This window comes from Armatimonadota bacterium, from assembly GCA_035527535.1.
GTDB lineage: Bacteria > Armatimonadota > Hebobacteria.
This window is the reverse complement of sequence record DATLAK010000176.1, coordinates 13,307-39,182: the sequence shown is the minus strand read 5'-3', so window position 1 is coordinate 39,182 and position 25,876 is coordinate 13,307. Positions and strand designations below refer to the sequence as shown.

Here is a 25,876-nt window from a genome sequence, read left to right as displayed (position 1 = left end):
GCGAGAAACGCGCTTGCGCACGGATTGCCGGCTTCTCCCGCGCTGTGGCTCAGGCGCCGGATGACGTGCGCATCGAAGGGACGGCGGCCGTCTCTTCTTCGCTGGCGCCGTAGGCGGGGAGGTTATCGAAATGGTCCGCGCCCGCGTCGCCCTCCGTGCAACTCCGCCATGCCTCAGGCGCCAACTGCTCCAGGGCGTCAACCACCGCCGGATCCCACTGGCTGCCGCGTCCCTCACGCAGCACCTCCCGGGCGCGTTCGGGAGTCATGGGTGAGCGGTAGGGTCGCTCGCTGGTCATGGCGTCAAAGGCATCGGCGACGGCCAGGACACGCGCCCCCAGCGGGATGTCCTCGCCGGCGAGGCCGTCCGGATAGCCGGCACCGTCATAGCGCTCGTGGTGTGAGCGAATGAGGCGCACCACCTGCGGCTCCCAGAGGATAGGCTCAAGGATGTTCTGCGAGATCACGGGATGGGTCTTGATGTGCGCGTATTCGTCATCGCTCAAGGCCGTGGGCTTGTTGAGCACCGACTCGCGGATGCCGATCTTGCCGATGTCGTGCAGCATGCCGGCTAGACGCGTGTGCTCGACCAGCCGGTCGTCCAGCCGTAGTTGTCGGGCGAGGGCGACGGCGAGGGCGGTGACGCGCTGCGAGTGGCCGTGGGTGTCGCCATCGCGCGCGTCCAATGCCGCGGCGAGCGAGTGCAGCGCCCCCTGGAACATGCGCCGCGCCTGCGCTGTGCGCTCGACGACCTCGCGCTCCAGTTGCGCGTGGCGCCGCTCCTCGTCCATCAGCCGGCGGCGCCGCACCAGCGCCTGCTCCACCCGCTGGGCGACGTTGTCGAGGTCGAAGGGCTTGACCACGTAGTCACAGGCGCCCAGCCGCATCGCGGTAACTGCGGTGTTGACGTCCAAGACCGCGGTCACCATCATCACCGCGGTGTTGGGCATGCGGGCGACGATCCGGCGCAGCAGCTCGACGCCGTCCATGCCCGGCATGCGAATGTCGCTCAGCACCAACGCGAAGTCGCCGCCGGCAAGCGCGGCGAGCGCCTCCTGCGCGTTGGTGGAAGTGCGCGAAGGATGGCCCATCGCCTCCAGCGTGCGTCCGAGCACGTCGCAGATGGAGGCCTCGTCGTCAACCACGAGCACGGGTTCGCGCTCCGCCGCCTGGGGGGCAAGGCTAGCCGCCATGCTCGTCCTCCGTTGCACGCGGGAGCTCGACCACGAAGCGCGCTCCGCCCGCGGGCAGGTTGTGGGCGCTGATGCACCCCCTGTGCTCCTTGAGTATGCCGTAGCAGACGGCGAGCCCGAGCCCGGTGCCGCGGCCTTCCTCCTTGGTGGTGAAGAAGGGATCGAAGATGCGGTCGAGGTCGGCTGGCACAATGCCTGGCCCGGAGTCATCGAAAGTCGCGCGCACGCGGCCATCACCCGCCGTGGTGGACACGGTCAGCCGGCGGTCATCAGGCTGCAGCAGCATAGCGTCGCGCGCGTTGTTGATGATGTTGATGAAGACTTGCTCGAGCTGGTAGCGATCGGCCTCGACCAGGAGCAGACCCGAACACAGGTGAGTATGCACCGCGATATGGTCGGCGGCGAGCTGGCGGCTGCGGCGGTCGAGCGCGCCCCCCACCGCGTCGTTTAAGTCCAGCGGCGCCTTCTGCGGGCGCATGGGGCGGGAGAAGCTGAGCAGGTTCTGCACGATCCGCGACGCGCGCAGCGCCTCGGTGGCGATGCGCTCGACGTCGGCGCGTTGGCGCTCGCCGAGGTCGCTCTTGAGCAGCAGCTGCGCGTAGGCGACGATGGCGGTGACGGGGTTGTTGATCTCGTGCATCGCCCCCGCGGCGAGCAAGCCGACCGCCGCCAGCTTCTCCGACTGGATTCGCGCGCTGCGATCGCCATTTGCGCTCGCCTCGTCGTCGCTCCGCGGTCGGCTCGCGGAGGCCCGCGCCGCGGCCGACGCCGCCGGCGCCATCCGCCAGGAGTTGTGGGCTGTCATCGCACCGTCAAGGTGTTTCCACATGGCGCGACTCGGCGTCATCGGGGTGACGCGCGATTCTGTGTGGAAAGCGCCACAAGCGGGAAATCGCGGCTCCGCGGAAACGAGACACTGCGTCCCTGGGCAGATTCGTCCCCGGCATGGACGCAATGCGCGACCGCATCCAATCGGCCGTTGCCGAAGGCCGCCTCGCCTGGCTGCGCCGCGCCTTCACCGGCTACATCGTGCGTAAGTGCCAGGAGGTGGCGGCTGGCTAACGTAGGGCGGGCAGGTTTCCGAATCCCGATCTATCGGGGCCTGTGCCCGCCGTCCGGCCCGGCTCTACCGCTGCCTGGGCTCGTCGGCTTTCGCCCGTGCCTCCGGCGCACTGAGAATCCGTACCGTCCCGGCGGGGCCTTGGGCGAGCTTGAAGGCCTGGAAGCCCATCTGAGATTCCGCGGTCGGCTGCAGGTCAACGATGCACCACCTCAAACCCGCGGGCCGTACGGTCATGTCCCAGCTCCAACGGAAACCACTCAGCTGGCTGTGGGTCTTGTAATGATATGCGATTCGAGTGCGCCGGCTACCGCCGTGCACGGAACGGCTTCGCACCGGCCGCCCGTCGTGGAAACAAAACACGACGCGATCGTCGGCCCCCAAGCTTGCCTGCTCGATTCGGCAGGCGCGACGGTATTTCTCAGCGTAGGGCGGCGCGCCAAGCTCGCGGCGCAGGTAATCCGGCGTGAAGCAAGTCAGCGCCTGCGAATGGTCGCGATGATTGCGCGCCGTTGCGTACCGGTACAGCAGGCGATATACCCCGTAGCCCGGCAGCAGCCGCTCGCGGCAAACCCGGAATCCGCCCAGAAGAACAGCGAGCGCGAGACCGACAATCGCGATGCGCGTCGGGGCAACGCGCCAGCCGAGCCGCCGCCCAACCAGCATGCCGATCCACGCGAACCAAGCGTTGAAAATGATCACGGTGGAGAAATAAGGAATCCAACCAAACCTGAGCCGCCGGGTTACCTCGTTCAGGTATGGGTTCCGGAACAGAGTCGGCCCAAGAATCCACACCAGGGCAGCGAGACCGAACACCATCCCCAGCGCTGTGAGCACGAGCCTAGCTCGGGGTACCTTGCCGCCTCCGACTGCCCACATCGCACCAGCAACCAGACCGGGAGCGGCCCCCGCGCACCACAGCCACAGACCCGCCCAGGCCATGTCCGCGATTCTGCCCCCCGAACCGAGCTGCACCTGCAACGGCCAAAGCATGCTGGCCAATGCCGCCATCGCCGCCGCGCCCAAGGCCGCGGCCGCAAGCAGCACCGCCCGTCTCAGCACCGCATGTGCGAACCGCCCGTGCATATCGGCGTTTTCGGCGTTTCCCGGGCGCGATCCTGCTACCGCGAAGTCTCGGCGCCCGTGGCCGCTCCAGGGATGCAGTTTCCTCGCCCGGCGGCGTCATCCTGCCCGCCCTTACGGCATCATGTTCCGTTCCCTTGCGGCCTTACTGGTCCCGCCCGGTCCGCCAAAATTCCCTCTTGCCAAGAGAGGGATATTGTGATAGTGTACTAGTCTTATAGTACACAGGCCGTACAAACAACCATGCTTAACCCGATCAACCCGAAATCAGCCCTGCCCATCTACCGGCAGATCATAGACCAGATCCGCCGCGGGGTCGCCGCCGGGCAGCTTGCTCCCGGTGACCAGTTGCCGTCGGTGCGCGACCTCGCCGCCCAGTTGCTCGTGAACCCGAACACCGTCGCGCGGGTGTACCGCGACCTGGAACGGGACGGCTTGCTCGAGACCCGCCGCGGCCAGGGCACTTTCATCTCTGCGACGGCGGAAGCGACCGCCGACTCGGAGCGCAGGCGCATCATCGCCGAGCAGTTGGAGAAGGTGGCGCACGACGCTCGAGCCTTCGGCGTGTCTCCCAAGGACGCGCTGGAGCTGTTCCGCGGCATCCTCAGTCAAGCCCGTCGCGAGAGGAGGAGTGATGAACGCAAGTGAGTATGCAGTGATCTCCGAGTCGTTGGCCAAGCGCTTCGGGCGCAAGCAGGCGCTCGATTCGGTCTCCGCCCACGTGCCCGTCGGAGCCATCTACGGCCTTATGGGGCCCAACGGCGCAGGCAAGACCACGTTTGTCCGCTGTCTGCTCAACCTGCTCACCCCCACGCACGGCACGGCGGCGGTCTTGGGGCACGATGTGGTCCGGGACTCGGTGGCCGTGCGGAAGCGAATCGGCCACGTCGCTGCGCTCCAGCCGCTGTGGGACTCGATGCGGGTGAAGGAGCTGGCCGACTTCATGGCCGGCTGCTATCCGCGCTGGAATCCTGACGCGGTTTCGTCGGTCCTCACCCGCGTGGGCATTGATGCCAATGATCGGCTGCAGGACCTGTCCCGCGGCCAGCGCACCCTCGCCGCGGTGGCGGTCGCCATCGGCCACGAGCCGGACCTGCTCATCCTCGACGAAGCCTTGACCGGCCTCGACCCGATCGCGCGCCGCGAGGTGCTGCGCAGCGTCATCGAGGTCATGCATTCCGAGGGCCGCACCGTGCTCATCACCGGCCAGGACATCGCCGACATGGAACGCATCTGCGACTACGTCGGCTTCCTGGTCAAGGGGCGGCTGGTGCTGGAGTCCTCGCTCGACGATCTCAAGGCCGGCGTGAAGCGCATCCGGCTGATTCATCCCGCGGGAGCGGCGCCCGACCTGCCGCCGCAAGCTCGCCGCGTCGAACGCAGCCCACGCGAGACGCGATTTACCGTCTCAGGGTTGTCACCCGCGATGCTCGATGCGTTGACGAGCGCCGACATACAGGCCGAGGTCGAAGATCTGGGCCTCGAAGACATTTTCATTGATCTCGTGCAACCTGATAGTTCATGACCCATGGTGGCGCAGGTTTTCAACCTGCGAAATGCTACCGAGCTTGCCCTGAGTTTGTCAAAGGGGTGCAATCCTGTGCCACCGGCGGGTCAAGTGCATAGCGAGCCGGGCGTAAGCATGGCATAGGTGATTTCAGAGGGAGGACTGACTGATGAAAGCCTTGTTTATCAAGGAACTGCGCAAGGGCCGGTGGCTGCCGCTGTTCGGGATGTCGGTCGCGGTCTTGGTGGCGGTGCTGCGCGGGATGTTCGGCCTCTATCCGCCCCTGCTCAGCACGGAGAGAATGGACGACCAGAGTCTCTTTGTACTGATATGCTTCGCCGGATACATAATCGCCATTCTCGGCGGCGCCGGGCTGTTCGCCTCCGAAAAGGAGCGGGGCACGCTTCCCGTCCTCTTGAGCCTGCCGCTGAGCCGTAGTCGGATCTGGGCGGCGAAAGTGGCGGCGGGATTCACCCTGGCGCTTTGCGCCTCCCTCCTGCTCGTGTTGCCGAGCCTGCTCGCGCTCCCCCAAGTCCTGGGGAGGGGCCATGATTCGTCTGAGTTCACCCTCTGGCTCGCGCCTTGGTGGTTTGTTGTGTTCTTAGCGAGCGTTCTGTTCTCCACCATGTTGGAGCACTTGCTCAGCGCGTTCATGGGGACAGTCGTATTCGGTCTAGGGCTCCTCGCGCTCGTCGCCCCTATGGCCGAGGTGTGGGGCGGCAGCCTGGTGGGCTCGGACCCGGCAGACAGTATCGGTGTCTGGGCGCTCGCGATGACGCCCGGCCTGCTGCTGGGGTCGCTTATCGCCTTTTCGCGCGGCGAGATGCTGCGCTCGCGCAGCCGGTGGGTGTTGGGCGTGGGCGTCTGGGCGCTGTACGCCGGCACCGTGGTCTTGCTCATTAGCGGCACCGTCCACTGGGCAACCCGCTATGAGCGTGCGCGGGTGCAGGAGGTCGAGCCGGTTGCCTTGTCCGCCAATGGCGAGGTTGCCGGCGTGGTCGCCAAGGGCTGGCCCATCGAACGAACATTTGATGTAGACTCCTCCGCCCCAGGGCGCCGGCGTGTCGGCTACCGCAGCGAATCCCTCGTCCTGACGAATCTGCAAACCGGGCGCGACCTCCTGACCTTTCGTGGCGGTGGCATAGCGGCTGTGTCGGCTGATGGAAAACTAGCCGCCGTAATGCCGCAGCCGTTCGCGCTCACCTGGTGGTCGCCAAACGACCGCCCCGGACTTACCGAATTGCAGGTCTGGGATCTGACGACCAAGCGCATGGATTGGGCGAAACCATTCCTTCCCATCCACGACGGACTACGGCCTTACCGATCGCCGGAGCAGGCAGTCGAATGGTCGCCGAAGGGGTTATGGCTTGGCATGTCGGCCATGGGTTGGAGGCGCGCCGGCGACCCTTGGCGCGGTCTGCAACTTGTGCGGCGGGACGGCTCCGATGCCCGAGTCGTGTCCCTCTGGCCGCCGTCGAGCCGATACGTTCGAGGCAGACCCCAGGGCTGGGTCTGGGATGGCTCCGACGAAGCCGTCTATGCCCTCGTGCCGGACACAAAGGAATCCGCCGTGCCCATACCCGGCCTCGTGCGCATCAGCCTTCCCAGGGGGCGCGAGTCCGTGCTGTGCACGCTCGACGACTTGGCGACTCGGCTGTCGTCGGGCTATGAGTGGGTAACTGCAGATGTGTCGGTTTCTCCGGGAAGTGGTTCCATCGCGTTCGCCCTGCTCGCGTCGCCGATCGCCACCTCTAACCCGGTCAGAACGCGCCCGCGCGAGCCCCTCCTCTTGGTGTTTCTGATTGCTCGCGACGGCGCACGCAAGCCAGCGCTTCTGTCGCAAACCCCGGCACCGAGATCCTATGGGAGCCCCGGCTTCACTTGGTCCAAGGACGGCAAGCGGCTGTACTACATCTCGGTCAGCGACGGCGAGCCCGCGCTCTGGCGTGCGGATGTCGCCGCCGCCGTTGCCCGGGCGCTGCCCGATTGTCGTTGGACGGAGAAGATCGCGACGCTGCCAGGTAGCGATAATCTGTTGGTGTGGAGCCCTAACATGGTCTGGCTGGTAAATGCGCGCGACGGCGTTCAGCAGTTCCCCAATGATGCCGTCCGCCGCTTAGCGCATGACCATCTGTTGCTGGGAATGAATGACCAGGGTCAGGCTATCGTTGCCAAGCGCGCGCCGGGCTTCAATGAATGGCAGGCGGAGACGCTCGGCGTGCTGAATCTTGCCACCGGCAGGGTGAAGCAGGTCTATCCGTAATCTAGCCGATGGTTCGCACGGAAGGACGGGGGGAGCCATGACATATCTTCCGCTAACCCGCGCCAAAATCCCCGCCACAGGCGGGCAAGCTTCGCGTAGTTTATCCCTTCGGCAAGCTCAGGGCAGGATCTGAGCGCGATCGAAGGGCTCAGGATGACATGACGCGCTGACCTGCCGCCAGCGGCAGGAGATTCCCGCCTCCCCGACGTAGGTAGGGGCACGGCATGCCGTGCCCCTACCTCTCGCTCGCGGAGGGCATCATTCGTGGCCAGAACAAGTCAGGTAGCCTCCGCTCGTAGGGGCGGTTTGCGAACCGCCCCTACAGAGCCAACCGCTCGCCAGATCGAAGCGGCTTACGCCATCGCCAAGGAACGGTATGCGGCAATCGGCGTGGACACCGACCGCGCCGTGCGCGCGGCGCTGGCCATCCCCGTTTCGGTGCAGTGCTGGCAGGCCGATGACGTGCGCGGTCTGGAGGCGCAAGCCGGGGCCCTTGATTCGGGCGGCCTGCAAGCCACCGGCAACTACCCCGGCGCCGCCCGCAGCGGCGACGACATCCGCCAGGACTTCGATCAGGCGACGGCGTGGATCCCCGGGCGCCTGCGCTTCAACCTGCACGCCATGTACGCCGAGACCGGCGGCAAGCGGGTGGAGCGCGACGAGATCACGCCACGCCACTTCGCGCGCTGGGTGGACTGGGCCGCTGACCGCAAGCTGGGGCTCGACTTCAACCCCACCTGTTTCGCCCATCCCATGGTCAAGGAGGGCCTGACGCTTTCCAGCGATGACCGCGCGGTGCGCGGTTTCTGGATTCGCCACTGCCAGGCGTGCCGCCAGATCGCGCGCAGCATGGCACGGCGCCTGGGCCCGTGCGTGACCAACATCTGGATCCCCGACAGCCGCAAGGACCGCACGGTGGACCGCTGGGGGCCGCGGCGCCGGCTGGTCGAGGCGCTGGACGAGATCCTGGCGCGCAAGCTGGCGGGGGTGGTGGACGCGGTCGAAAGCAAGCTCTTCGGCATCGGCGGCGAGGACTACACCGTCGGCTCCCACGAGTTCTACCTCGGCTACGCGGCGACGCGCAAGGTGGCGGTGTGCTTCGACCTGGGCCACTTCCATCCGACCGAGAGCGTGGCCGACAAGCTGTCATCGGCGCTGCAATTCGTCGAACGGGTGCTGCTCCACGTCAGCCGCGGAGTGCGCTGGGACAGCGACCACGTGGTAGTGACCACGGACGAAGTCAACGCGCTGTGCGACGAGGCGGTGCGCGGGAAGGCGCTCGACCGCAGCTTGTGGGCGTTGGATTACTTCGACGCCAGCATCAATCGCGTCGGCGCGTGGGTGATCGGGGCGCGGGCGCTGCGCAAGGCGCTGCTGCGGGCGCTGCTCGAACCGTGGGAACTGCACCGCCGCGCGGAGCACGACGGCCGCGGCGCCGACAAGCTGGCGCTGCTCGAGCGCCGCGACGAGATGCCGCTAGGCGCGGTGTGGGACTACGCATGTTGTCGCGCTGGCGCGCCCGTCGGGGCAAGTTGGCTGCGCGACTTGGCGGCGTACGAGAAGAAAGTCCTCTCCCGCCGGGCATGAGGGGTTGGGGCGCGGCCTGTCTGGTACCCAGGAGGGCCGTGCCCCTACCACGTCGCTTGCATCCCTGGTATCCTATCCCAAACCATCCACCATTGCGGAGGCACTATCATGCGATACCGCGCGCTGGGACCATCCGGCATTGAGGCGTCGGTGGTGGGCTTCGGCGCCTGGGCTATCGGCGGCTGGCTGTGGGGCGGCACCGATGAGGTGACCGCGATTGGCGCGATCCATGCGGCACTTGACGCTGGCATCAACCTCATAGACACCGCGCCCGTGTACGGTCAAGGGCTCTCGGAGCAGATCATCGGCAAGGCCATCGCCGGCCGCCGCGAGCAGGTGGTGCTGGCGACCAAGTGCGGCCTGGTATGGGATTCCAGCGAGGGCGTCGCCTTCATCGTCAGGGAGGGGAAGGAGATTCGCAAGCACCTGCGCCCGGAGTCCATTCGCCGCGAGCTGGAGGCCAGCCTGACGCGCCTCGGCTCCGACTACGTAGATCTCTACCAGACGCATTGGCAGGACCCAACCGCCGCCGTCGCAGACGTGATGTCCACCCTCCTCGACCTCAAGCGGGAGGGCAAGATCCGCGCGATCGGCGTCAGCAACGCGACGGTGGCCGACATGGACGCCTACCGCAAACTGGGGCCGCTGGACAGCGACCAGGAAAGATACAACATGCTCGACCGCGGCATCGAGCAGGTGCAGCTTCCTTACGGCCGCGAGCACGACATGGCGGTGCTGGCCTACTCGCCGCTCGGGCAGGGCCTGCTCACCGGCAAGATCACTCAGGAGCGCGAATTCCCCCCAGGCGACCTGCGTCGGGACCACCCGAACTTCAGCCTCGAAATGCGAAGGCGCGTGGCCGCCATGCTCGAACAGTTCAAGCCCATCGCCCACGGCCATGGGCTGACCTTCGCCCAGCTCGCCATCGCCTGGACGGTGGCGCAGCCGGGTTTGACCCATGCGCTGGTAGGCGCCCGCAGCCCTCGGCAAGCGCGCGAGAATGCCGGCGCGGGTGACGCAGTGCTGAACGCCGAGGAGCTGGCGCACCTGGACGCCCTTATCGCTAGCCACGCCGGAACGGCAGGGGCCGAGTGAGAACTGCGTACCGACCGACGGGAGCGCGATCAGTCTCCTCCCTAGCCCGGAGGCCGCCCGCAGTGCAGGCCATCCTGATCGTGCACTGTGGGGCCGCTACAGTCCCCGCAGCCTGGTGATCTGCTCGGCGATCTTGGCGCGGTAGTCCATGAGCACATCGAAATCTATCTCGCTGCCGTAATCGCCGGTCGCCCAAACCCTTTCATCCGCGTCCTTCGGCTGACTGCCGATGATGGCCTCCACGGCTTCGTCACTCAGCGCCTGGGCCCCGTCAGCCGCGGCCGTATGGCCGGAGGCGCGGGCCTTCTCGATTTCCTCGCGCAGGACGTACAGCGCCCGCCAGTCCTCGACCCCGTCGCGCACGGCCTCCCAGCGCCGCGAGCTGATGACCTCGCCGTCGCTTTGGTACACCGCTCCGTAGGCCGTGGTATCTCCATGGCCCATGTAATCCGGCGGCCACCACAGGTCGAGGTCCTTATAGACCCAGAAGCCCGACCCCGTCGCCCCGAAATACCAGGCCAGCCAGGGGCGCGTCCGATAGTGCCCCAACGGCAGCAGGTCCTTCCCCGGCCCGGCGGCTTCATAGAACCAAAACGCCTTTGCGTTCTCCCGGAACCATTTCACCAGCTCCCGGTCATGCTTGAGGAGGTCAACCTGCGGCTGCCAGATGTCTATCAGGTTCTTGAATTCATCTATGTATTCAACTCGCACCATGTTCGCCGGATCGGCATAGTTGCGCACATTGGGGTCAGCGCGCTTGGTCAGCGTGCAGAACTGCCGCAATTGCGGAATGGCCTCGAAGCCCGTGAGCCATGGCTCGTCAAGGGGATAGAACCCCCACTGGTCGTAGCCGAAGCCAAGCGCCTGCAGGTGTTTCGCCATCTCCCCGATCGCGGTCTTGACGCCGTTGAAGTGGACGGGCGCCGCGACGCCCTTGGGGAAGACCGGGGTCGGATAATTATTCCACAGGAACTGCCAGTGCTTGGGAACGCGCGCCATCTGCTGGTCGAACCTCGTCCAGTCAACCTCGCCGGCGAGGTTCCCCCGCTCATCAACCGGCACCCCCGGCAGCGACGGGCCCATGATGACCGACATCCCGTGGTCAATCATGTTCTGCAAGGCCTGGTCCGAGGCCGCGTCCAGGCTTGCCCAGTTCATCAACTGGTACTTGTCCGTGGGCAGACTCACCGGCCACACCTCGATCTCGATGGGCACCTCGCGGAAGGTGAGGTTCTCCTTCTCCGCCACCGTCCCCAGGTACAGCGTGAGCCGGTGGGCGCCCGGCTCCAGCCCGTGGGTCTTCACCGTCAGCCACAACTGGGCGACCTCGCCCGGAGCCACCTCGATCACCCCCGAGCGGTCAAGCTCCGGCAGCGCGTCATACACTATGTCTCTGAACGCGCCGGCGACCGGCAGCAGTCGCTGCAAAGTCACCTGTTTGGCCAGCTCCGGTGATTCATTGGGCCTCGCACCGCCTGTGCGCACCGGTCGCTGGAAGGTGCATCTGACGCGGAGGGTCTTCGCTGTCGTGTTCAGGAGGTTGAGCGCGACGTTCTCGAATTCGTTGCCGTACGCGCTGACCTTCACCGGCCGCTCCGATGGCAGCGGCTCGTTCACGCCGGCGGCGTACTGGTGCTTCACCACCGGCCAGGTCTGGAGATCCGCGGGAATCGCCCGTGGGTCAAATGAATCCCACGGGTTGGGGTCCTGCCACACCACGAAGGCGCCCGTGTCCCCCCCCGACCACAGACCGCCCAGCGCCGTCGCCAGGTTGAGCAGCTCTCGCGCCCGCTGGCGCAAGGCGCCGGCAGCGGTCGCGATCTCGGTGTTCGCAGCGCCGGCCCGCTTCATCTCCTTGACCAACCGCTCCTGCACCCGCAGCGCCAGCAGCTCCGCCTCAAGGCCGATGGACTTGACGCCGGCCGCTCTCCCTGCGGCCACCGCTCCTTTCACTACCTTCTCCACCCCCGCGTCATCGCAGAACTCCGGCGCCTCCACTCGCGCCGCCGCCGTGGCCACGAACATCGGCTCCGTCACGCTGTTGACCAGGAGCCTGGCGCTGATGTCGAATGCCCCCCCGGCAGCCAGGAAGCACTTGACCTGCGCCGACGTTGCGCCAGGCTTCAGATTCTGGATGACGACCTCGCGTTTCCCGCTTGCCGCCACCGCCGTCAGCTCGATGAAGGCGTCCTCCGGCGCCGGCTGCCGCCACGTCACCGACCACGTGTTATCGCCCCAATACGCTGCGGCTGCGCTGATCGCGGCTTCGCCGGACGGCTTCATCTTCTCCACCGGCGCTGGCGAACCAGGGGCCACACTGGGGTCGGCCCCGGTCATGGCGGAGTTGCCCCGCAGCGACGGCCAGCCCACGTGCCCGCCCGCGCCCCAGGTCAGGCAAACCAGCCGATTCGGGGACTGCATGCTCGCCACCAGCTCCAGCTTGCCATCGCCGTCAATGTCGCCCACCGCCGGCGAGGCATTGGCTCCGCCGGTAACGTCGGGAGCCGGCCTGATGCTGCCGTCCCAATTGATCACCTGCAGGCCCGCTCCGGAACCGCCGCTCATGCGTTGGCCGACGACGATTTCCTGGCGCCCGTCGCCGTCGAGGTCCGCCACCGCCGGCGCCCAGAAGATCCCGTGGCTATCAAAGGTGGCCGTCCAGCGACGGGTACCGTCATGGTTCTCGCAATAGACGTTGCCGGCTTTGTCGGCGTGCAAGACCTCCAGCTTGCCGTCACCATCGAGGTCCACGGTGGCATTGGATACGTATCCGTGGGCGAGGTCCTGGGTGCGCCAGATCAGTCGCCCCTTGGGGTCAATGGCGACCAGGCACGGATGGCGGTTCACGTCGCTGCGGGTGATGAGCACCTCAATCTTGCCGTCGCCATCCAGGTCCGCCAGATTGGGCCCGGAGCGATCGTAGGGCGCCACCTGCTGGAAGCGCCACTTGACCTCCCCGTACCCGGTCAGGCAGTACACGTGCGTGGCTTCGGTACCGCAGATGATCTCGGGCGCGCCGTCGCGGTCGAGGTCACCCACCGCCGGCGGCCCCATGGGGGAGTCATCGCCGCGGAAGCGCCACAGCAGCTCGCCCCGGGCGCTGAGGCAGCATAACCACCCGTCGTGCAGCCCCACCAGCACCTCCCGGCCCGGCGCGGGGTGCACGTCGGCCACCACCGCGAGCTTGAAGTCCCCACGCGGCGAACCGGTGCGGTATCGCCACCGCTCCTTCCCCTCGCGGCTCAGGCACACTATGTCACCCTGAGAGAGCACCACGATCAGCTCCACCGCCCCATCGCCATCCACGTCCGCAACCGTGACCGGGGTGGCGATCGTGCCATCGAGCGTGGTCTCCATCACCACCGACCCGTCCCCGTTGAGAACCATCACCTGCCGCCCGTTCGCGACCGCCACCCCGGTGGGCCGCGACGCGTTGGGATACAAGGTCGGCGCGGAGAAGTAGGAATCCGATTCGCGAACCCACTTGACCGTCTGCGCCCATGCGCCGGCCATCATGCTGGTGGCAAGCAACAACGCCATCACCAACTGGAATGCTATTCTCATTACCCGTTCACCTCATTTCGCAAGCTTATCCGCCTGGCGAGCCGACGCTGTACGCCTGGCACCCGGACCTCATCAGCGACAGCAAACGGCGCCTGGACGGCGGCGCGAACAGCAGACGGCGATTTGACCGTCTGCGCCCAGGCGCCACCCGGACCGCCCGGTGATCCTGATCGTGCGCCGCGGGTCCGCTACCGCCCCCGCAGCCTGATAGTCTGCTCGGCGATCCGAGCGCGATAGTCCATGAGCACATCGAAATCTATCTCGTTGTCCGCATCGCCGGTCGCCCAAACCCTTTCATCCGCGTGCTTTGGCTGACTGCCGATGATGGCCGCCACGGCTTCGTCGCTCAGGGCCTGGGCCGCGTCGGCCGCGGCCGTACGGCCGGAGGCGCGTGCCTTCTCGATCTCCTCTCGCAGGACGTACAACGCCCGCCAGTCCTCTATCCCGTCGCGCGCCGCCTCCCACCGCCGCGAGGTAACGGCATCCTTGTTGGTCTGGTACACCGCGCCGTAGGCGGTGTTATCCAACGCCCACCACATGTCGAGGTGCTTGTAGCGCCAGAACCCCGACCCCGTCGCCCCGAAGTACCAGGCCAGCCAAGGCCGCGTCCGGTAGTGCCCCAACGGCAGCAGGTCTTGCGCCTGCCCGGCAGCCTCGTAGAACCAGAACGTCTTCGCGTTCGCCCGGAACCATTTCACCAACTCCCGGTCGTGCTTGAGGAGGTCAACCTGCGGCTGCCAGATATCTATCAGGTTCTTGAATTCATCTATGTATTCAACCCGCACCATGTTCGCCGGATCGGCATAGTTGCGCACGTGGGGGTCGGCCCGCTTGGTCAGCGTGCAGAAGCGCCGCAATTCCGGAATGGCCTCGAAGCCGGTGAGCCACGGCTCGTCTATAGGATAGAACGCCCACCGGTCGTAGCCGATGCCAAGCGACTGCAGGTGCTTCACCATCTCCCCGATCGCGGTCTTGACGCCGTTGAAGTAAAGCTCGCTCTCCGCGGGCGCCACGACGCCCTTGGGGAAGATGGGGCGCGGATACGATCCCCACAGGAACTGCCAGTGCTTGGGAACGCGCGCTACTTGCTGGTCGAGCCCCGTCCAGTCAACCTCGCCCGCGAGGTTCCCCTGCTCATCAACCGGCACCCCCGGCAGTGACGGGCCCTTGCTCACCGACATCCCGTGGTCAATCATGCTCTGCACGTCCTGGTCCGAGCTCGCTTCCAGCCTCCACCAGTTCATCGCTTGGTACTTGTCAATGGGCAGGCTCACCGGCCACACCTCGATCTCGATGGGCACCTCGCGGAAGGTCAGGTCTTTCTTATCCGCCATCGTCCCCAGGTACAGGGTGAGCCGGTGGGACCCCGAATCCAGCCCGTGGGTCTTCACCGTCAGCCACAGCTGGGCGACCTCGCCCGGAACCAGCTCGATCACGCCCGATTCGTCGAGCTTCGGCAGCACGTCATATACTGTATCGCGCGCCGCGCCCGCCACCGGCAGCAGCCGCTGCAAGGTCACGTGTTCGGCCAGCTCCGGTGATTCATTGGGCGCCACCCCATATGCGCGCGCGGGCCGTTCAAACGTGCATCTCACGTAGATGGACTTCGCCATCGTGTTCAGGAGGTTCAGCGCGACGTTCTCGAATTCGTTGCCGTAGACGGCGACCTTGACCGGCCGCTCCGATGGCAGCGGCTCCTCCGCTTTGCTGGCATACTTGTGCTTCACCACCGGCCAGGTCTGAAGACCCTCGGGAATCGCCCGCGGGTCAAACGCATCCCACGGGTTGGGGTCCTGCCAAACCACGAAGGCGCCCGTGTCCCCCCCGGACCATAGACCGCCCAGCGCTGTCGCCAGATTACGCAACTCGCCTGCCCGTTCTCGCAGGGCGCCGGCGGCGGTCGCGATCTCGGTGTTCGCAGCGCCGCCCTGCTTCATCTCCTTGACCGACCGCTCCTGCACCCGAAGCAGCAGCAGGTCGGCCCCCAGGCTAATGGACTCGACGCCGGCTGCTCTGCCCGCGGCCACCGCCCTGTTCACCACCTGCTCGACCCCCGCATCATCACAGAACTCCGGCGCTCCCGTCCTCACCGTAGCGGTGGCCACGAACACCGGCTCCGTCACGCTATTGACCAGCAGCCTGGCGCTGATATCGAACGCGCCCTCGGCAGCCAGGAAGCACTTGACCTGCGCCGACGTCGCGCCCTGCTTCACGTCCTGGATGACGACCTCCCGCTTGCCGCTTGCCGCCGCCGCCGTCAGCTCGATGAAGGCGCCCTCCGGCGCCGGCTGCCGCCACGTCACCGGCCACGTGTTGTCGCCCCAATACGCTCTGCCCGCGTCGATCGCCGCCGAGCCGGACGATTGCATCTTCTCCACCGCCGCCGGCGAACCGGGCGGCACGGTCGGATCGGCCCCGGTCATGGCGGAGTTGCCCCGCAGCGACGGCCACCCCACGCGCCCGCCAGCGCCCCAGGTCAGGCAAACCAGCCGATTCGGAAACTGCATGCTCGCCACCACTTCGAGCTGCCCGTCGCCATCCAGGTCGCCCACCGCCGGCGACGCGTTCGCTCCCCCGGTAACGCCGGGGGCCGGCCTGACAGTGCCGTCGGAGCTAATCATCTGCAGCCCCGCCCCGGCGCTGATGTCCCCGGTCATGCGCTGACCGACGACAACCTCCAGTTGCCCGTCGCCGTCGAGGTCCGCCACCGCCGGCGCCCAGAAGATTCCGTGGCCCTCAAAGGTGGCCATCCAGCGGCGGGTGCCGTCATGGTTCTCGCAATAGACGTTGCCGGCTTTGTCGGCGTGGAAGATCTCCAGCTTGCCGTCGCCATCCAGGTCCACGGTGGCGTTCGACGCATAGCCATGCACGATATCCTGGGTGCGCCATATCAAGCGGCCCTTGGGATCAATGGCGACCAGGCACGAATGCCGGTTCACGTCGCTGCGGGTGATGAGGACCTCGACCTTGCCGTCGCCACTCAGGTCCGCCAGATTGGGGCCGGAGCGATCATAGGGCGCTACTTCTTCGAAGCGCCACTTGACCAGCCCGTACCCGGTCAGGCAGTACACGTGCGTGGTTTCGGTGCCGTAAACGATCTCGGGTGCGCCGTCGTTATCCAGGTCACCCACCGCCGGGGGCCCTGCGGCGGAATGGTCCCCGCAGAAGCGCCACAGGACCTCGCCCCGGGCGCTGAGGCAGTACAACCACCCGTCATGCAGCCCGACTAGCACCTCCCGGCCCGGCGCAGGGTGCGCGTCGGCCACCACCGGGATATTGAAGCCCGCGCTCGGTGAACCGGTACGGTATCGCCACCGCTCCTTCCCCTCGCGGCTCAGGCACACGACATCACCCTGAGCGAGCACCACGACCAACTCCACCGCGCCATCGTCATCCACGTCTTCAACCGTGACCGGGGTTGCGATGTCGCCATCGAGCGTGGTTTCCATCACCACCGACCCGTCTCCGTTGAGAACCATCACCTGCCGCCCGTTCGCGATCGCCACCCCGGTGGGCCGCGCCGCGTTCGGGTACAGGGTTGGCGCGGAGAACGATGAATCCGATTCGCGAACCCATTTGACCGTCTGCGCCCATGCGCCGGCCATCATGCTGGTGGCAAGCAACGACGCCATCACCAGTTGGAATGCTCTTCTCATTACCCGTTCACCTCAATCTCGCGCGTCCATCCGCGCTCATGCGCGCACGACGGCATGACTTGTCTGGGGACTCCCTGCGGCTCGAGCTCGGGCGATACATCACCGGTGGCAAAGGGAAGCATCCTGGCTGCGCTAATAGCCTTGCCGAGGCAAGCGCCCGTTACCTGGCGCGAGCATTGGCGGGAGATGCGGGGGCCGCTCAAGACGCGGGAGCAGGCACACAAGAACCGTATCCCAATCGCCCCCCCGGATTCCTCTCGAGAACGCTGAGGACCAACGCAAGCGCACACGACCATTTTGACTCCGGCGCGCTCCCGCGGGGGTGCATGGCGCCACCGGTTTCGGACTTGCGAGTGCTCGGTCTCCGGCGTCAATCGCTGCCTCCTAGTGTTGTGTCCCGGGAGAACTTGGTGTATGGTCTGAGCGTGGACCACGCTCAACACATTTCTCATGTATTGTTGGGACACGACACTAGTGGAAGTCCCTTCCTCGGCGAGGGGCGGCCTCCCACTCGCGCCCGGTCGCGAACACCTTGACTTCATGCGGTTGCATCCGGGTAATGAAGCCTCCGTCCTCGACTGTCACCGTCTCCGCGCCGTAGAGCAGGTCGAGGAGCAGACCATTGACGGCGTCCAGACCCGACACCTCCACCCCCATGTGCCGGTGGTCGTCTTCGTTGACCAGCGCTATCAGCCATTCCTTGTCGTTGCGGCGCGCGGTAATGCTGACGCCCTTGTTCTGGGGTTCGTCGTCGTCCGCGATCAAGCCGACGGCGGGGCCTCCCTCCTCCGGCGCCGCCAGGAACGGCTGCAGGGCGGCAAGCTCACTGGTGACCGCGTACACTGAATCCCTGAAAGCAGGGTCCGGGGCGGTGTAACCGGAACCCCAATAGAGGATGCCTTTGGCGCCATGGGCGAGAACGTCATACGCCATTAACCGCGACTCCGCGAACGAGGGATAAGCCGGCACCGACTCGTCGCCATCGCGGCCCAGCGCGCTCCAGGAAAACGCCTGCAAGACCATCCACACCGGCTTGCCGCGCCCGATCTTCTTCCAGACCTCGGTCGTGCTCCCCAGTCTGGATATGTTCCGTTCAGCCTTGTTGACCGGGTAGTCGTCGCAGCCGGTGATGTCTATGTGGTCAAGATACTGCCGGACGAACTTCGCGTCGCTGTGCATCGCTTCGTTGATCCACACCTGGTGGTGCTGGTCGTCGAGCTCTCTTATCAGGCGAATCGCGTCGCGCAGGTTGGGCATAATCCGGCGCGCCTGGGTCTCCGCGTACTCGACCGCCCTCGCGCTCTGCTCCCACCACTCGCTGCTGCGGATGCCGACCTTCTCTTCCAGCCCGCTCCAGGCGGTGAAGTTCCACACGATCTCGTCCGGCCCCTCCCATACCGCGAGCGCCGGGTGGTCCTTCGCGGCCTCCACCGCGCGCCGCAGGTCCTCGGTGGGGCCTTCGTGCAGCGGCAGCGGAATCCAGCCCAGCATCCCCAAGGCATGGACCCGGTCGAGGTCGGCAACACCGCCGCAGCGCACCAGGTTGATCCCCGCCTCCGCCATGCGCTTCAGTTCCGCATCTTCCGCCGGCAGCTCGTAGCAGCCGATGGGAAACAACCGGCGGCCGTCCTTGCTGAGCAGGCCGTCACCCCGAGCATATTCGTCTTGCGGCACAGCAGTCGTACGAGACACAGTCATCACTCCAGCAAGGCCTTGTCGAGTCTTGCCCTGTCCCATCCTTCGGCCTACGCGCCGTCGCCTCCGCCAAACCGTCAAGCATCCGTTCGCCGGAATGTCATCACCCATGGTTTTCCATGCGGGCCGGCTTTCCCCTTCTCGGTGAAGAGGTTTCCCCGCTGCTGGCGGGGTTTCCTCCCGCCGGTGCGCTGGGCGCCGCGTGATCTACCCGAGTTTGAGCAGATCACAGCCCGACCAGTCCCTCCGGGACAGCAGGAGGCGAAAGTCACTCTCGGGGGCACCTTAGCATCCCCCCGATCGCGCCGCAAGAGGCGCTGTTCCGCTCGCGTCGAACACGAAATCAAAGGGAGGTATCGTCCCATGACAGATTCATCCTCGTCCAGCACCGCCGGGCCCGACCCGAAAAGTGCCGCAAAGACGGCCGGCCCGAGCCTGCTGCTTGCGGACAGCGGCGCCAGTGACTATCGCATCGTGGTCTCCGCGTCGGCGTCGCCGTCCGAGAAGCACGCCGCCAAGGAGCTGCAGATGTTCCTGGAGCAGATCTGCGGCGCGCGGCTGCCCATCGTCGCCGATAAGGAGCCGCTGGGGGAGCATGAGATCATCCTCGGCGACAATGCGCACCTGCGCGCCGCCGGAGTCGAGGTGGAGCTGGCGGGGCTTGGCGACGAGGGCTTCGTCATCCGCACCGCGCCGCCGCACCTGGTCATCGCCGGCGGGCGCCTGCGCGGCACCATGTACGGGGTTTACACGTTCCTCGAGGATCAGCTTGGCTGCCGCTGGTTCACGCCCGAGGTCAGCCACATCCCCAAGCTGGCGCGCATCGAGGTGGACGACATCAACGACCGCCAGACCCCGGCGCTGGAATACCGGGAGGCGTTCTTCCTCGAAGCGTTTGATCCCGACTGGTGTGCCCGCAACAAGATGAACAGCAGCCGGGCCGCCTTGACCGAAGAGCATGGCGGGAAGGTCTCGTACTACCCGTTCGTGCACAGTTTCTTCACGATGTTCCCACCGGACCAGTACTTCGAGTCGCACCCGGAGTGGTTCTCCCTGGTGGACGGCGAACGCACCGTCGTCGGCAGGTTCCAGCGCACCCAACTGTGCCTGACCAACGAGGAGATGATCCAGGAGGCGATCAAGGTCGTCAAGACGTGGATCCGCGAGCACCCCAAGGCGACCATCGTCTCCGTGTCGCAAAACGACGGTCCCGGCGGCTGGTGCGAGTGCGAGAACTGCGCGGCCCTGGAGGCGCGCGAGGGAGGAGTCCATTCGGCGCCCATCATCTACTTCGTCAACCGCATCGCCGAGGCGATCGCGGACGAGCATCCAGAGATCGCCATCGACACGCTCGCCTATAGCTATGCCTCTGAGCCGCCGGCAACGCTCAAGCCGCTGCCCAATGTAATCATCCGCATCTGCACCGGCGGCTGCCACAGCCATCCCATGGGCAGCGAGAAATGCTCCGCCAGCGGCGCCGACAACATTCGCGCCTGGTTCAAGCTTACCAAGCGCATCTACATCTGGGACTACATCATCAACTTTCGCCAGTACCTGCTGCCCTTCCCCAACCTGGGGACATTGGGCCCCAACATCAGGTTCCTCGTGGAGCACGGCGTGCGCGGCATCTTCGAGCAGGGCAGCGGCGACGTCTTGCACAGCGACATGGCCCCCCTGAAGGCCTACCTCGTCGCCAAGCTGCTGTGGAACCCCTATTGCGATGAGCAGCGGGCGATGAGCGAGTTCCTCGCCGCCTACTTCGGCCCCGCCGCCGAGCCCATCGGCGCCTACCTTGAGTCCTTGCGCCGGGAGGTCGAGAGCGACCGCCAGGAGCGCAACCACGTGATTCCCTTCGTCTCTTGCGTCGAGCCCACTTACTTGACCCCAGAGCTCCTGGCCCGCGCGGTCCAGCTCTTCGACGAGGCGGAACGCCTGGTCGCCGACGACCCGGAGCGCCTGCTGCGGGTGCAAGTCGCAAGGCTGTCGCTGGACTATGTCAAGCTCTCGCTCGCGGCGCGGCTCCACGCCCTCATGGGCGAGGGGGACCTGGGGCTCCCGGTCAGCGAGTGGTACCGCACGGCCACCGACCGGTTCTTCTCCGTCGCCGAGCGCGGCGGCGTTACTCACATCCGCGAGTCCAGCAGGAGCGAGAGCACGATGGACGACTTCCGCCGCCAGTTGGCGACCGGCGCCCGTAGGCAGGAAGGGGAGGGCGCCGAGATCGAATGACGGACGTGTGCTGGCCGTGCCAGCCGATATCCACCGCACCGGCCGGCACCACCAGCGGTTGTCAACCGTGAACAGGACCTGATTGTCGGTGCGTGATCTGTTGGGCGGTTCCACCGGCATGACCGCCAAGGGCTCGCCCACGCCGCAGTTCCGTGGGAGCGGGCTCCGCCCGTCGGTCCCCTTCTCTCGCTCGCCGGCCGCAGGAACGGGCGGCCCGCCCCCCGAACAAGAAAAGATGAGCCCAACAGTTGCAGGAGGTCGGTCGCGTTCATGGCTGAGCCCAAGCCCAACCTGATCGTCGTGATGAGCGATACCTTGCGTGCGCCCAACCTCGGCTGCTACGGCAGCCGCGACACGCGGACGCCCAGCATGGATGCTTTCGCCGCGCAGGCTGTGGTCTTCGACGCCGCATATTCCGAGTCGCTGCCTACCATCCCCGTGCGCCGCGCCTTGCATACCGGGCGCAGGGCCTATCCTTTTCGCGACTACCGGCCCTTGCCGTGGGACATCGTCTATTTGCCCGGCTGGCAGCCGATGGATGACGCCGAGGACACGCTCGCCGAGCAGTTGGTGGGGGCGGACTATCACACCGGGTTGGTCACCGACACGCTGCCTTACTTCGCGCCGGGGATGAACTTCACGCGCGGGTTCTTCCAATGGGAGTACGTCCGCGGCCAGCAGCAGGATCGCTGGCGCTCGCCGCGGGCGGTGACCGCAGCGCAGATGCAGCGGTTCCCCTGCGAGCTGTTGTCCAATTGGTACACCAGAAATGCCCTGCGCTACCATGTGGCCAACACCGCCGAGGTCATGAGCGAGGAGGACACCAGCACGGCGCAGGTTTTCCGCTGGGCGATGCGCTTTCTCGAGGACAACCGCAACGCTCAGCCGTTCTATCTGCTGGTTGACGCCTTCGCCCCGCACGAGCCCTGGGACCCGCCGCGATCATACCTGCAGATGTACGCCGACCCCGACGCGGGGCCGGCGGTGCCGTTCCTGCCGTATGCCAAGGAGCGCGGCGGCTTGGCGCCCGAGCTGGTGGAGCGCGCGGTGGCGGGTTACCGCGGCCTGGTGAGCCTGGTGGACACGTGGTTCGGGCGATTGATGGAAACGCTGGAGCGGCTGGAGCTGGCGGAGAACACGGTGGTCGCTCTGATCAGCGACCACGGCACCAACTTCCGCGAGAACTGCGACGACGTGGTGGGCAAGCCGTCCTTCGCGCTCTTCCCGGCCGTGATGCAGATTCCGCTCATCATTCGCGCGCCTCGCGTGGCGGGCGGTCGGCGCGTCCCCGAATTCGTGTACAACCATGACCTGGTCGCCACGCTGTACGACTACGGCGGCGCGGTGAGCGAGCGGGGCCTGGACGGCCGCAGCCTGCGGCCGCTGCTGAAAGGCGACGCAGGCTGGCAGCCGCGGCCCTACCTGACTTCTCGCTACGGCGACTATCTATGGTATCGGGATGATGAGTGGTGGCTGGTTTATGGCATCGAGGGCGAGTTGCCCTACGCCTTCCACCTCGCGGCCGACGGCGCGTGCCGGGACAACCGCGCGCCGGACTGCCCCGCGGCGGTGCGTGCGCGCGGGTGGCAGCGCCTGCTCGACGACGCCGGCGGCGACCTCCCGCATGCGAACCAGGAGCTGACCGACGCCGTCGGCCGGCCGCTGCGGGAATGGGCCGCGCGACAGAAGGCGAAGGGGTGATCGCGGCGCGATTGCTCCCGCCGTGGCCTCCGCGTCGTCCATTCCCCACAGATTGCCCCGGTCGCTGCGAGGTACACTGAGTTGCGTGCTATGCGTGCAGATCCGCTTCGCGAGTTGACGGCCAGGGCCACTCGACTCATGCCTAAGTCGGACCTCAGGAGGTAGCATCATCGTGCAGTATCGAGCGTACGGCAAGACCGGAAAGAAAGTCTCAGCTCTCGGCTACGGCGCCATGCGCCTTCCCTTCGACGATCCCGAGCAATCGGTCGCCCTGCTGCGGCTGGGGATGGACCTCGGCATCAATTACATTGACTCCGCCTTCGTCTACGGCGGCGAAGGGCGGAGCGAGAGGTACATTGGCGAGGCGATCAAGGATCGGCGCGACCAGGTCTTCATCGCCACCAAGAACCCGCTCGAGGACGAGACAGCGGAGGGCTGGTGGCGGCGCCTGGAGACGAGCCTGGAGCGGCTGCAGACCGATTACATAGACTTCTTCAAGGTGGTCCACGCCCTGACCTGGGAGGTCTATACCCGCGTGTACGAGCCCGTGCTGCACCAGCTCGCCCTCAAGGCGCGCGACCAGGGCATGATTCGGCACCTGACGTTCTCCAGTCATGACGCGCCGGAGGGCATCATCAAGCTGATTGACACCGGCATCTTCGATGGCATGCTCGTCCAGTACAACCTGCTCGACCGCCGCAACGAGGAAGCGATCGCCCACGCCCACGAGAAGGGAATGGGGGTGGAGATCATGGGGCCGCTTGGCGGAGGGCGGCTCGGCCTCGCCTCGGAGCGCGTGCGGTCGTTGCTGGCCGGCGCCGCCAGCACGCCCGAGACCGCGCTGCGTTTCGTCCTCGCCAATCCCAACGTCACCATCGCCTTCTCCGGCATGGGCGCTCGCCGGCAGGTGGAAGAGAACTGCGCCGTCGCCTCGCGCGAGGGGCCGCTCTCCGAGCAGGAGAGCCAGGCGATCGCGCAGGCGCTGGAGGAGAACCGGCGGCTGGCGGACCTCTACTGCACGGGCTGCAACTACTGCATGCCGTGCCCGCAGGGGGTGGCTATTCCCGACATCTTCGCCGCCATGAACTACTATCGGGTTTGGGGCCTCACCGAACATGCGCGCCAGCTCTACCGGGCTTTAGGCCCCGGCCCCAAGCAGGGCAAGCTGAACGCTTCCGCTTGCGTGGAATGCGGCGAGTGCGAGGAGAAGTGTCCGCAGCACATCAAGATCATCGAGCAGTTGAAGGAAAGCCACGACGCCCTCAGCTAGCACTCCGCCAAGGGTGATTTCATGTAATCACCTCAGATGAAGGCACTGTCTGACGGTTACCCGGTTTCCGATCAGGCCGCAACGAGATTCTTCACTTCGCGCGGCCGCGCCGTGCACGTCCGAGGCGGAGCGCTTTCATACCAATCAGAATGACACCACCAGACCGTTGTCACTGTGAGTGGCTAGGCCCGGAGGGCCTCCACGGCGGTCGCTCCGCGACCTAGCCGCGTTAGCGAAGAGTCTCGCCTGCGCAATACCGCAAAGTGGGTAACTGTCAGAGGCACGGTGCCTTGACACGGTTCTGCGCGGCGTGATATGCTCCGTCCAGAGTCTGGCGATCATGCCGCTTGAGGAAAGCGAAGGTATGAGCGGGCCGCCGCGGGTATCGGCGGCCCGCAGCAGCGATAAGGGTAGGACCAAGCTGACGGTGATCATGCCGGTTTACAACGAGCGTGACACCGTCGCGTCCATAATCGAGCGCGTGCGCCAGGTTCCCATCGCGAAGGAGATCATCGTCGTTGACGACGGCTCGACCGACGGCACCTCGGAGCTGCTGGAGGGGCTGGTGGGCGGCGAGGTGCGGGTGATCCACCAGCCGCGCAACGAAGGCAAAGGGGCGGCAATTCGCCGGGCGGTGACGGAGGCGACGGGGGACATTATCATCATCCAGGACGCGGACGGCGAATACGATCCGGCGGAGTACCCGCAGTTGGTGGCGCCGATCGCGGCGGGCGAGGCGGCGATCGTGTACGGCTCGCGATTCCGTGGGAGCATCACCAACATGCGATGGCCCAACTACCTGATCAACCGGCTGCTGGCGTGGATGGTGCGCGTGCTGTACGGGATGCCGCTGACGGACGAGGCCACGTGCTACAAGGTATTCCGGGCGGACGTGCTGAAATCCATTCCCCTCGCCTGCCGGGGGTTCGAGTTCTGCCCTGAGGTCACGGCCAAGGCGCTGAAGCGGGGGTATCGCATCCGCGAGGTGCCCATCACCTACCGCGGTCGCACCAAGCACGAGGGCAAGAAGATCAACTGGAAAGACGGCGTCCGCGCTATCTGGGCGCTGCTCAAGTACCGCTTCGTGGGATGATCGTCAGCAGGAGGAACCGGGATGCCTAGGACCAAGTCGGCCAAGCAACAACTGCGGAAATCAATCCGGCAGCGGCTGCGCAATCAGGCCATCAGATCGCGGGTCAAGACCGTGATTCGCGGCGCCCGCGCCGCCATCGCCGGGGGCGCGGCGGAATCCGAGGGGTCGGTGCGCGCGGCTTGCCGCATCGTGGACCAGGCGGTGGCAAAGGGGGTGCTCCACCCCAACGCGGCCGCCCGCAGGAAGTCGCGATTGGCGCGGCGCGCGCGGAAGGCAGAGGCCTAACCCGCGTTGTGGCACGGGCTCTCAGCCCGTGCATGGTGTGCGCAGGCTGAGAGCCTGCGCCACAGGTCCCCCCGGGGCTGACGCGACCCTATTCGGCCATGCGCCGGACGAAGACCACCAGTCCGAGGAGCGCCGTGCCGACGGCGGCCAGCCAGAACCCCACTCTCCACGGCGTTTCCTGACCTTCGCGGAACACGCCGGTCCGCAGCGGCGGCATGGCCTGGAGGAACCTGCGCAGTTGCTCCGTCCCCTCGGAGCCGAGTTCTCCGCCCGCGACCCGGAGGATGTTGGTCGCTTCTTTCTGCAGGCGGTGCAGCTTCTCGCGGCTCTCCCGCGCTCGCGACCAGTCCGGGTCCTTCGCGATGAAGCCGAATCGCTCCACCCATCGCTGCTGCCAGTCCAGACCGTTTTCGGCTTCACGCAACGCGTCAACCACAGCCTGCGGGTCATGCTCCCGCGCGGCGCTGCGGACGGCCATCGCCACCATGCGATCCGCCACACATCCCGACATGACGGCCCAGTAGGTCCCGGTGAAGGCGGTCACTATCAGCAGGAGCACAAGCCATTTGCTCACTTGCGAACCTCCTTTCGCCCAC

At 66.4% G+C, this 25,876-nt stretch carries 17 protein-coding genes; 10 read left to right on the top strand and 7 right to left on the bottom strand.

The features are described from left to right. Window positions 1-49 precede the first annotated feature (49 nt). From VM221_12750 to VM221_12740, 3 genes are all read right to left on the bottom strand, one after another. Window positions 50-1,192: an HD domain-containing phosphohydrolase gene (locus tag VM221_12750; protein ID HUT75689.1), complete on the bottom strand. Its 1,143-nt coding sequence runs from the start codon at window positions 1,190-1,192 to the stop codon at window positions 50-52. Then, window positions 1,182-2,021 (bottom strand): HAMP domain-containing sensor histidine kinase, encoded by an 840-nt coding sequence (locus VM221_12745; GenBank protein HUT75688.1) that lies wholly within the window; start codon window positions 2,019-2,021, stop codon window positions 1,182-1,184. Before VM221_12745 ends, VM221_12750 begins: the two co-directional genes overlap by 11 nt. A 297-nt stretch (window positions 2,022-2,318) precedes the next feature. Beyond that, complete coding sequence (locus tag VM221_12740) at window positions 2,319-3,278, bottom strand: hypothetical protein (protein ID HUT75687.1); 960 nt, start codon at window positions 3,276-3,278, stop codon at window positions 2,319-2,321. Between the two features lie 300 nt (window positions 3,279-3,578). On the opposite strand from VM221_12740, the gene VM221_12735 reads away from it, so the two are divergent. The 5 genes from VM221_12735 to VM221_12715 all read left to right on the top strand — a co-directional run bounded on the left by VM221_12735 (window position 3,579) and on the right by VM221_12715 (window position 9,787). Beyond that, window positions 3,579-3,983, top strand: a complete 405-nt coding sequence (locus VM221_12735; protein ID HUT75686.1) for a GntR family transcriptional regulator — start codon at window positions 3,579-3,581, stop codon at window positions 3,981-3,983. Beyond that, window positions 3,970-4,860, top strand: coding sequence for an ABC transporter ATP-binding protein (locus VM221_12730; GenBank protein HUT75685.1), 891 nt, complete (start codon window positions 3,970-3,972; stop codon window positions 4,858-4,860). The genes VM221_12735 and VM221_12730 overlap by 14 nt, the downstream gene beginning before the upstream one ends. Before the next feature lie 151 nt (window positions 4,861-5,011). Further along, on the top strand, window positions 5,012-7,105 hold the full coding sequence (locus tag VM221_12725; protein ID HUT75684.1) for an ABC transporter permease subunit: 2,094 nt from the start codon (window positions 5,012-5,014) through the stop codon (window positions 7,103-7,105). Between the two features lie 306 nt (window positions 7,106-7,411). Continuing rightward, entirely contained in the window at window positions 7,412-8,692 is a 1,281-nt protein-coding gene (locus VM221_12720; GenBank protein ID HUT75683.1) for an L-rhamnose isomerase, read from the top strand. A 108-nt stretch (window positions 8,693-8,800) separates the two neighbouring features. Continuing rightward, window positions 8,801-9,787, top strand: a complete 987-nt coding sequence (locus VM221_12715) for an aldo/keto reductase (GenBank protein HUT75682.1) — start codon at window positions 8,801-8,803, stop codon at window positions 9,785-9,787. A gap of 96 nt (window positions 9,788-9,883) precedes the next feature. Here the strand turns inward: VM221_12715 and VM221_12710 are convergent, their stop codons facing one another. From VM221_12710 to VM221_12700, 3 genes are all read right to left on the bottom strand, one after another. Further along, window positions 9,884-13,351: an FG-GAP-like repeat-containing protein gene (locus VM221_12710; GenBank protein ID HUT75681.1), complete on the bottom strand. Its 3,468-nt coding sequence runs from the start codon at window positions 13,349-13,351 to the stop codon at window positions 9,884-9,886. Between the two features lie 188 nt (window positions 13,352-13,539). Further along, on the bottom strand, window positions 13,540-17,007 hold the full coding sequence (locus VM221_12705; GenBank protein ID HUT75680.1) for an FG-GAP-like repeat-containing protein: 3,468 nt from the start codon (window positions 17,005-17,007) through the stop codon (window positions 13,540-13,542). A gap of 471 nt (window positions 17,008-17,478) precedes the next feature. After that, window positions 17,479-18,699 (bottom strand): hypothetical protein, encoded by a 1,221-nt coding sequence (locus VM221_12700; GenBank protein HUT75679.1) that lies wholly within the window; start codon window positions 18,697-18,699, stop codon window positions 17,479-17,481. A 366-nt stretch (window positions 18,700-19,065) separates the two neighbouring features. On the opposite strand from VM221_12700, the gene VM221_12695 reads away from it, so the two are divergent. The 5 genes from VM221_12695 (at window position 19,066) to rpsT (ending at window position 25,280) form a co-directional block, all read left to right on the top strand. Continuing rightward, on the top strand, window positions 19,066-20,931 hold the full coding sequence (locus VM221_12695) for a DUF4838 domain-containing protein (GenBank protein HUT75678.1): 1,866 nt from the start codon (window positions 19,066-19,068) through the stop codon (window positions 20,929-20,931). 270 nt (window positions 20,932-21,201) lie between these two features. Next, the gene (locus VM221_12690; protein ID HUT75677.1) at window positions 21,202-22,632 is read left to right on the top strand and encodes a sulfatase; all 1,431 of its coding nucleotides are present in this window, start codon (window positions 21,202-21,204) and stop codon (window positions 22,630-22,632) included. Between the two features lie 172 nt (window positions 22,633-22,804). Next, window positions 22,805-23,902 carry an aldo/keto reductase gene (locus VM221_12685; protein ID HUT75676.1) on the top strand — a complete coding sequence of 366 codons (1,098 nt, stop codon included), beginning with the start codon at window positions 22,805-22,807 and terminating at the stop codon, window positions 23,900-23,902. 364 nt (window positions 23,903-24,266) lie between these two features. Continuing rightward, window positions 24,267-24,995: a glycosyltransferase family 2 protein gene (locus VM221_12680; GenBank protein HUT75675.1), complete on the top strand. Its 729-nt coding sequence runs from the start codon at window positions 24,267-24,269 to the stop codon at window positions 24,993-24,995. Window positions 24,996-25,016: 21 nt separating this feature from the next. Then, complete coding sequence (gene rpsT / locus VM221_12675) at window positions 25,017-25,280, top strand: 30S ribosomal protein S20 (GenBank protein HUT75674.1); 264 nt, start codon at window positions 25,017-25,019, stop codon at window positions 25,278-25,280. Window positions 25,281-25,368: 88 nt separating this feature from the next. Here the strand turns inward: rpsT and VM221_12670 are convergent, their stop codons facing one another. Then, complete coding sequence (locus tag VM221_12670; GenBank protein HUT75673.1) at window positions 25,369-25,854, bottom strand: hypothetical protein; 486 nt, start codon at window positions 25,852-25,854, stop codon at window positions 25,369-25,371. Window positions 25,855-25,876: the final 22 nt, after the last annotated feature.

Excerpts from the sequence above, each read along its gene's own strand:
- VM221_12750 (HUT75689.1), bottom strand. The coding sequence starts at position 1,192 with ATGGCGGCTAGCCTTGCCCCCCAGGCGGCGGAGCGCGAACCCGTGCTC.
- VM221_12745 (HUT75688.1), bottom strand. The coding sequence starts at position 2,021 with ATGTGGAAACACCTTGACGGTGCGATGACAGCCCACAACTCCTGGCGG.
- VM221_12735 (HUT75686.1), top strand. The coding sequence starts at position 3,579 with ATGCTTAACCCGATCAACCCGAAATCAGCCCTGCCCATCTACCGGCAG.
- VM221_12730 (HUT75685.1), top strand. The coding sequence starts at position 3,970 with ATGAACGCAAGTGAGTATGCAGTGATCTCCGAGTCGTTGGCCAAGCGC.
- VM221_12725 (HUT75684.1), top strand. The coding sequence starts at position 5,012 with ATGAAAGCCTTGTTTATCAAGGAACTGCGCAAGGGCCGGTGGCTGCCG.
- VM221_12715 (HUT75682.1), top strand. The coding sequence starts at position 8,801 with ATGCGATACCGCGCGCTGGGACCATCCGGCATTGAGGCGTCGGTGGTG.
- VM221_12710 (HUT75681.1), bottom strand. The coding sequence starts at position 13,351 with ATGAGAATAGCATTCCAGTTGGTGATGGCGTTGTTGCTTGCCACCAGC.
- VM221_12705 (HUT75680.1), bottom strand. The coding sequence starts at position 17,007 with ATGAGAAGAGCATTCCAACTGGTGATGGCGTCGTTGCTTGCCACCAGC.
- VM221_12695 (HUT75678.1), top strand. The coding sequence starts at position 19,066 with ATGACAGATTCATCCTCGTCCAGCACCGCCGGGCCCGACCCGAAAAGT.
- VM221_12690 (HUT75677.1), top strand. The coding sequence starts at position 21,202 with ATGGCTGAGCCCAAGCCCAACCTGATCGTCGTGATGAGCGATACCTTG.
- VM221_12680 (HUT75675.1), top strand. The coding sequence starts at position 24,267 with ATGAGCGGGCCGCCGCGGGTATCGGCGGCCCGCAGCAGCGATAAGGGT.
- rpsT (HUT75674.1), top strand. The coding sequence starts at position 25,017 with ATGCCTAGGACCAAGTCGGCCAAGCAACAACTGCGGAAATCAATCCGG.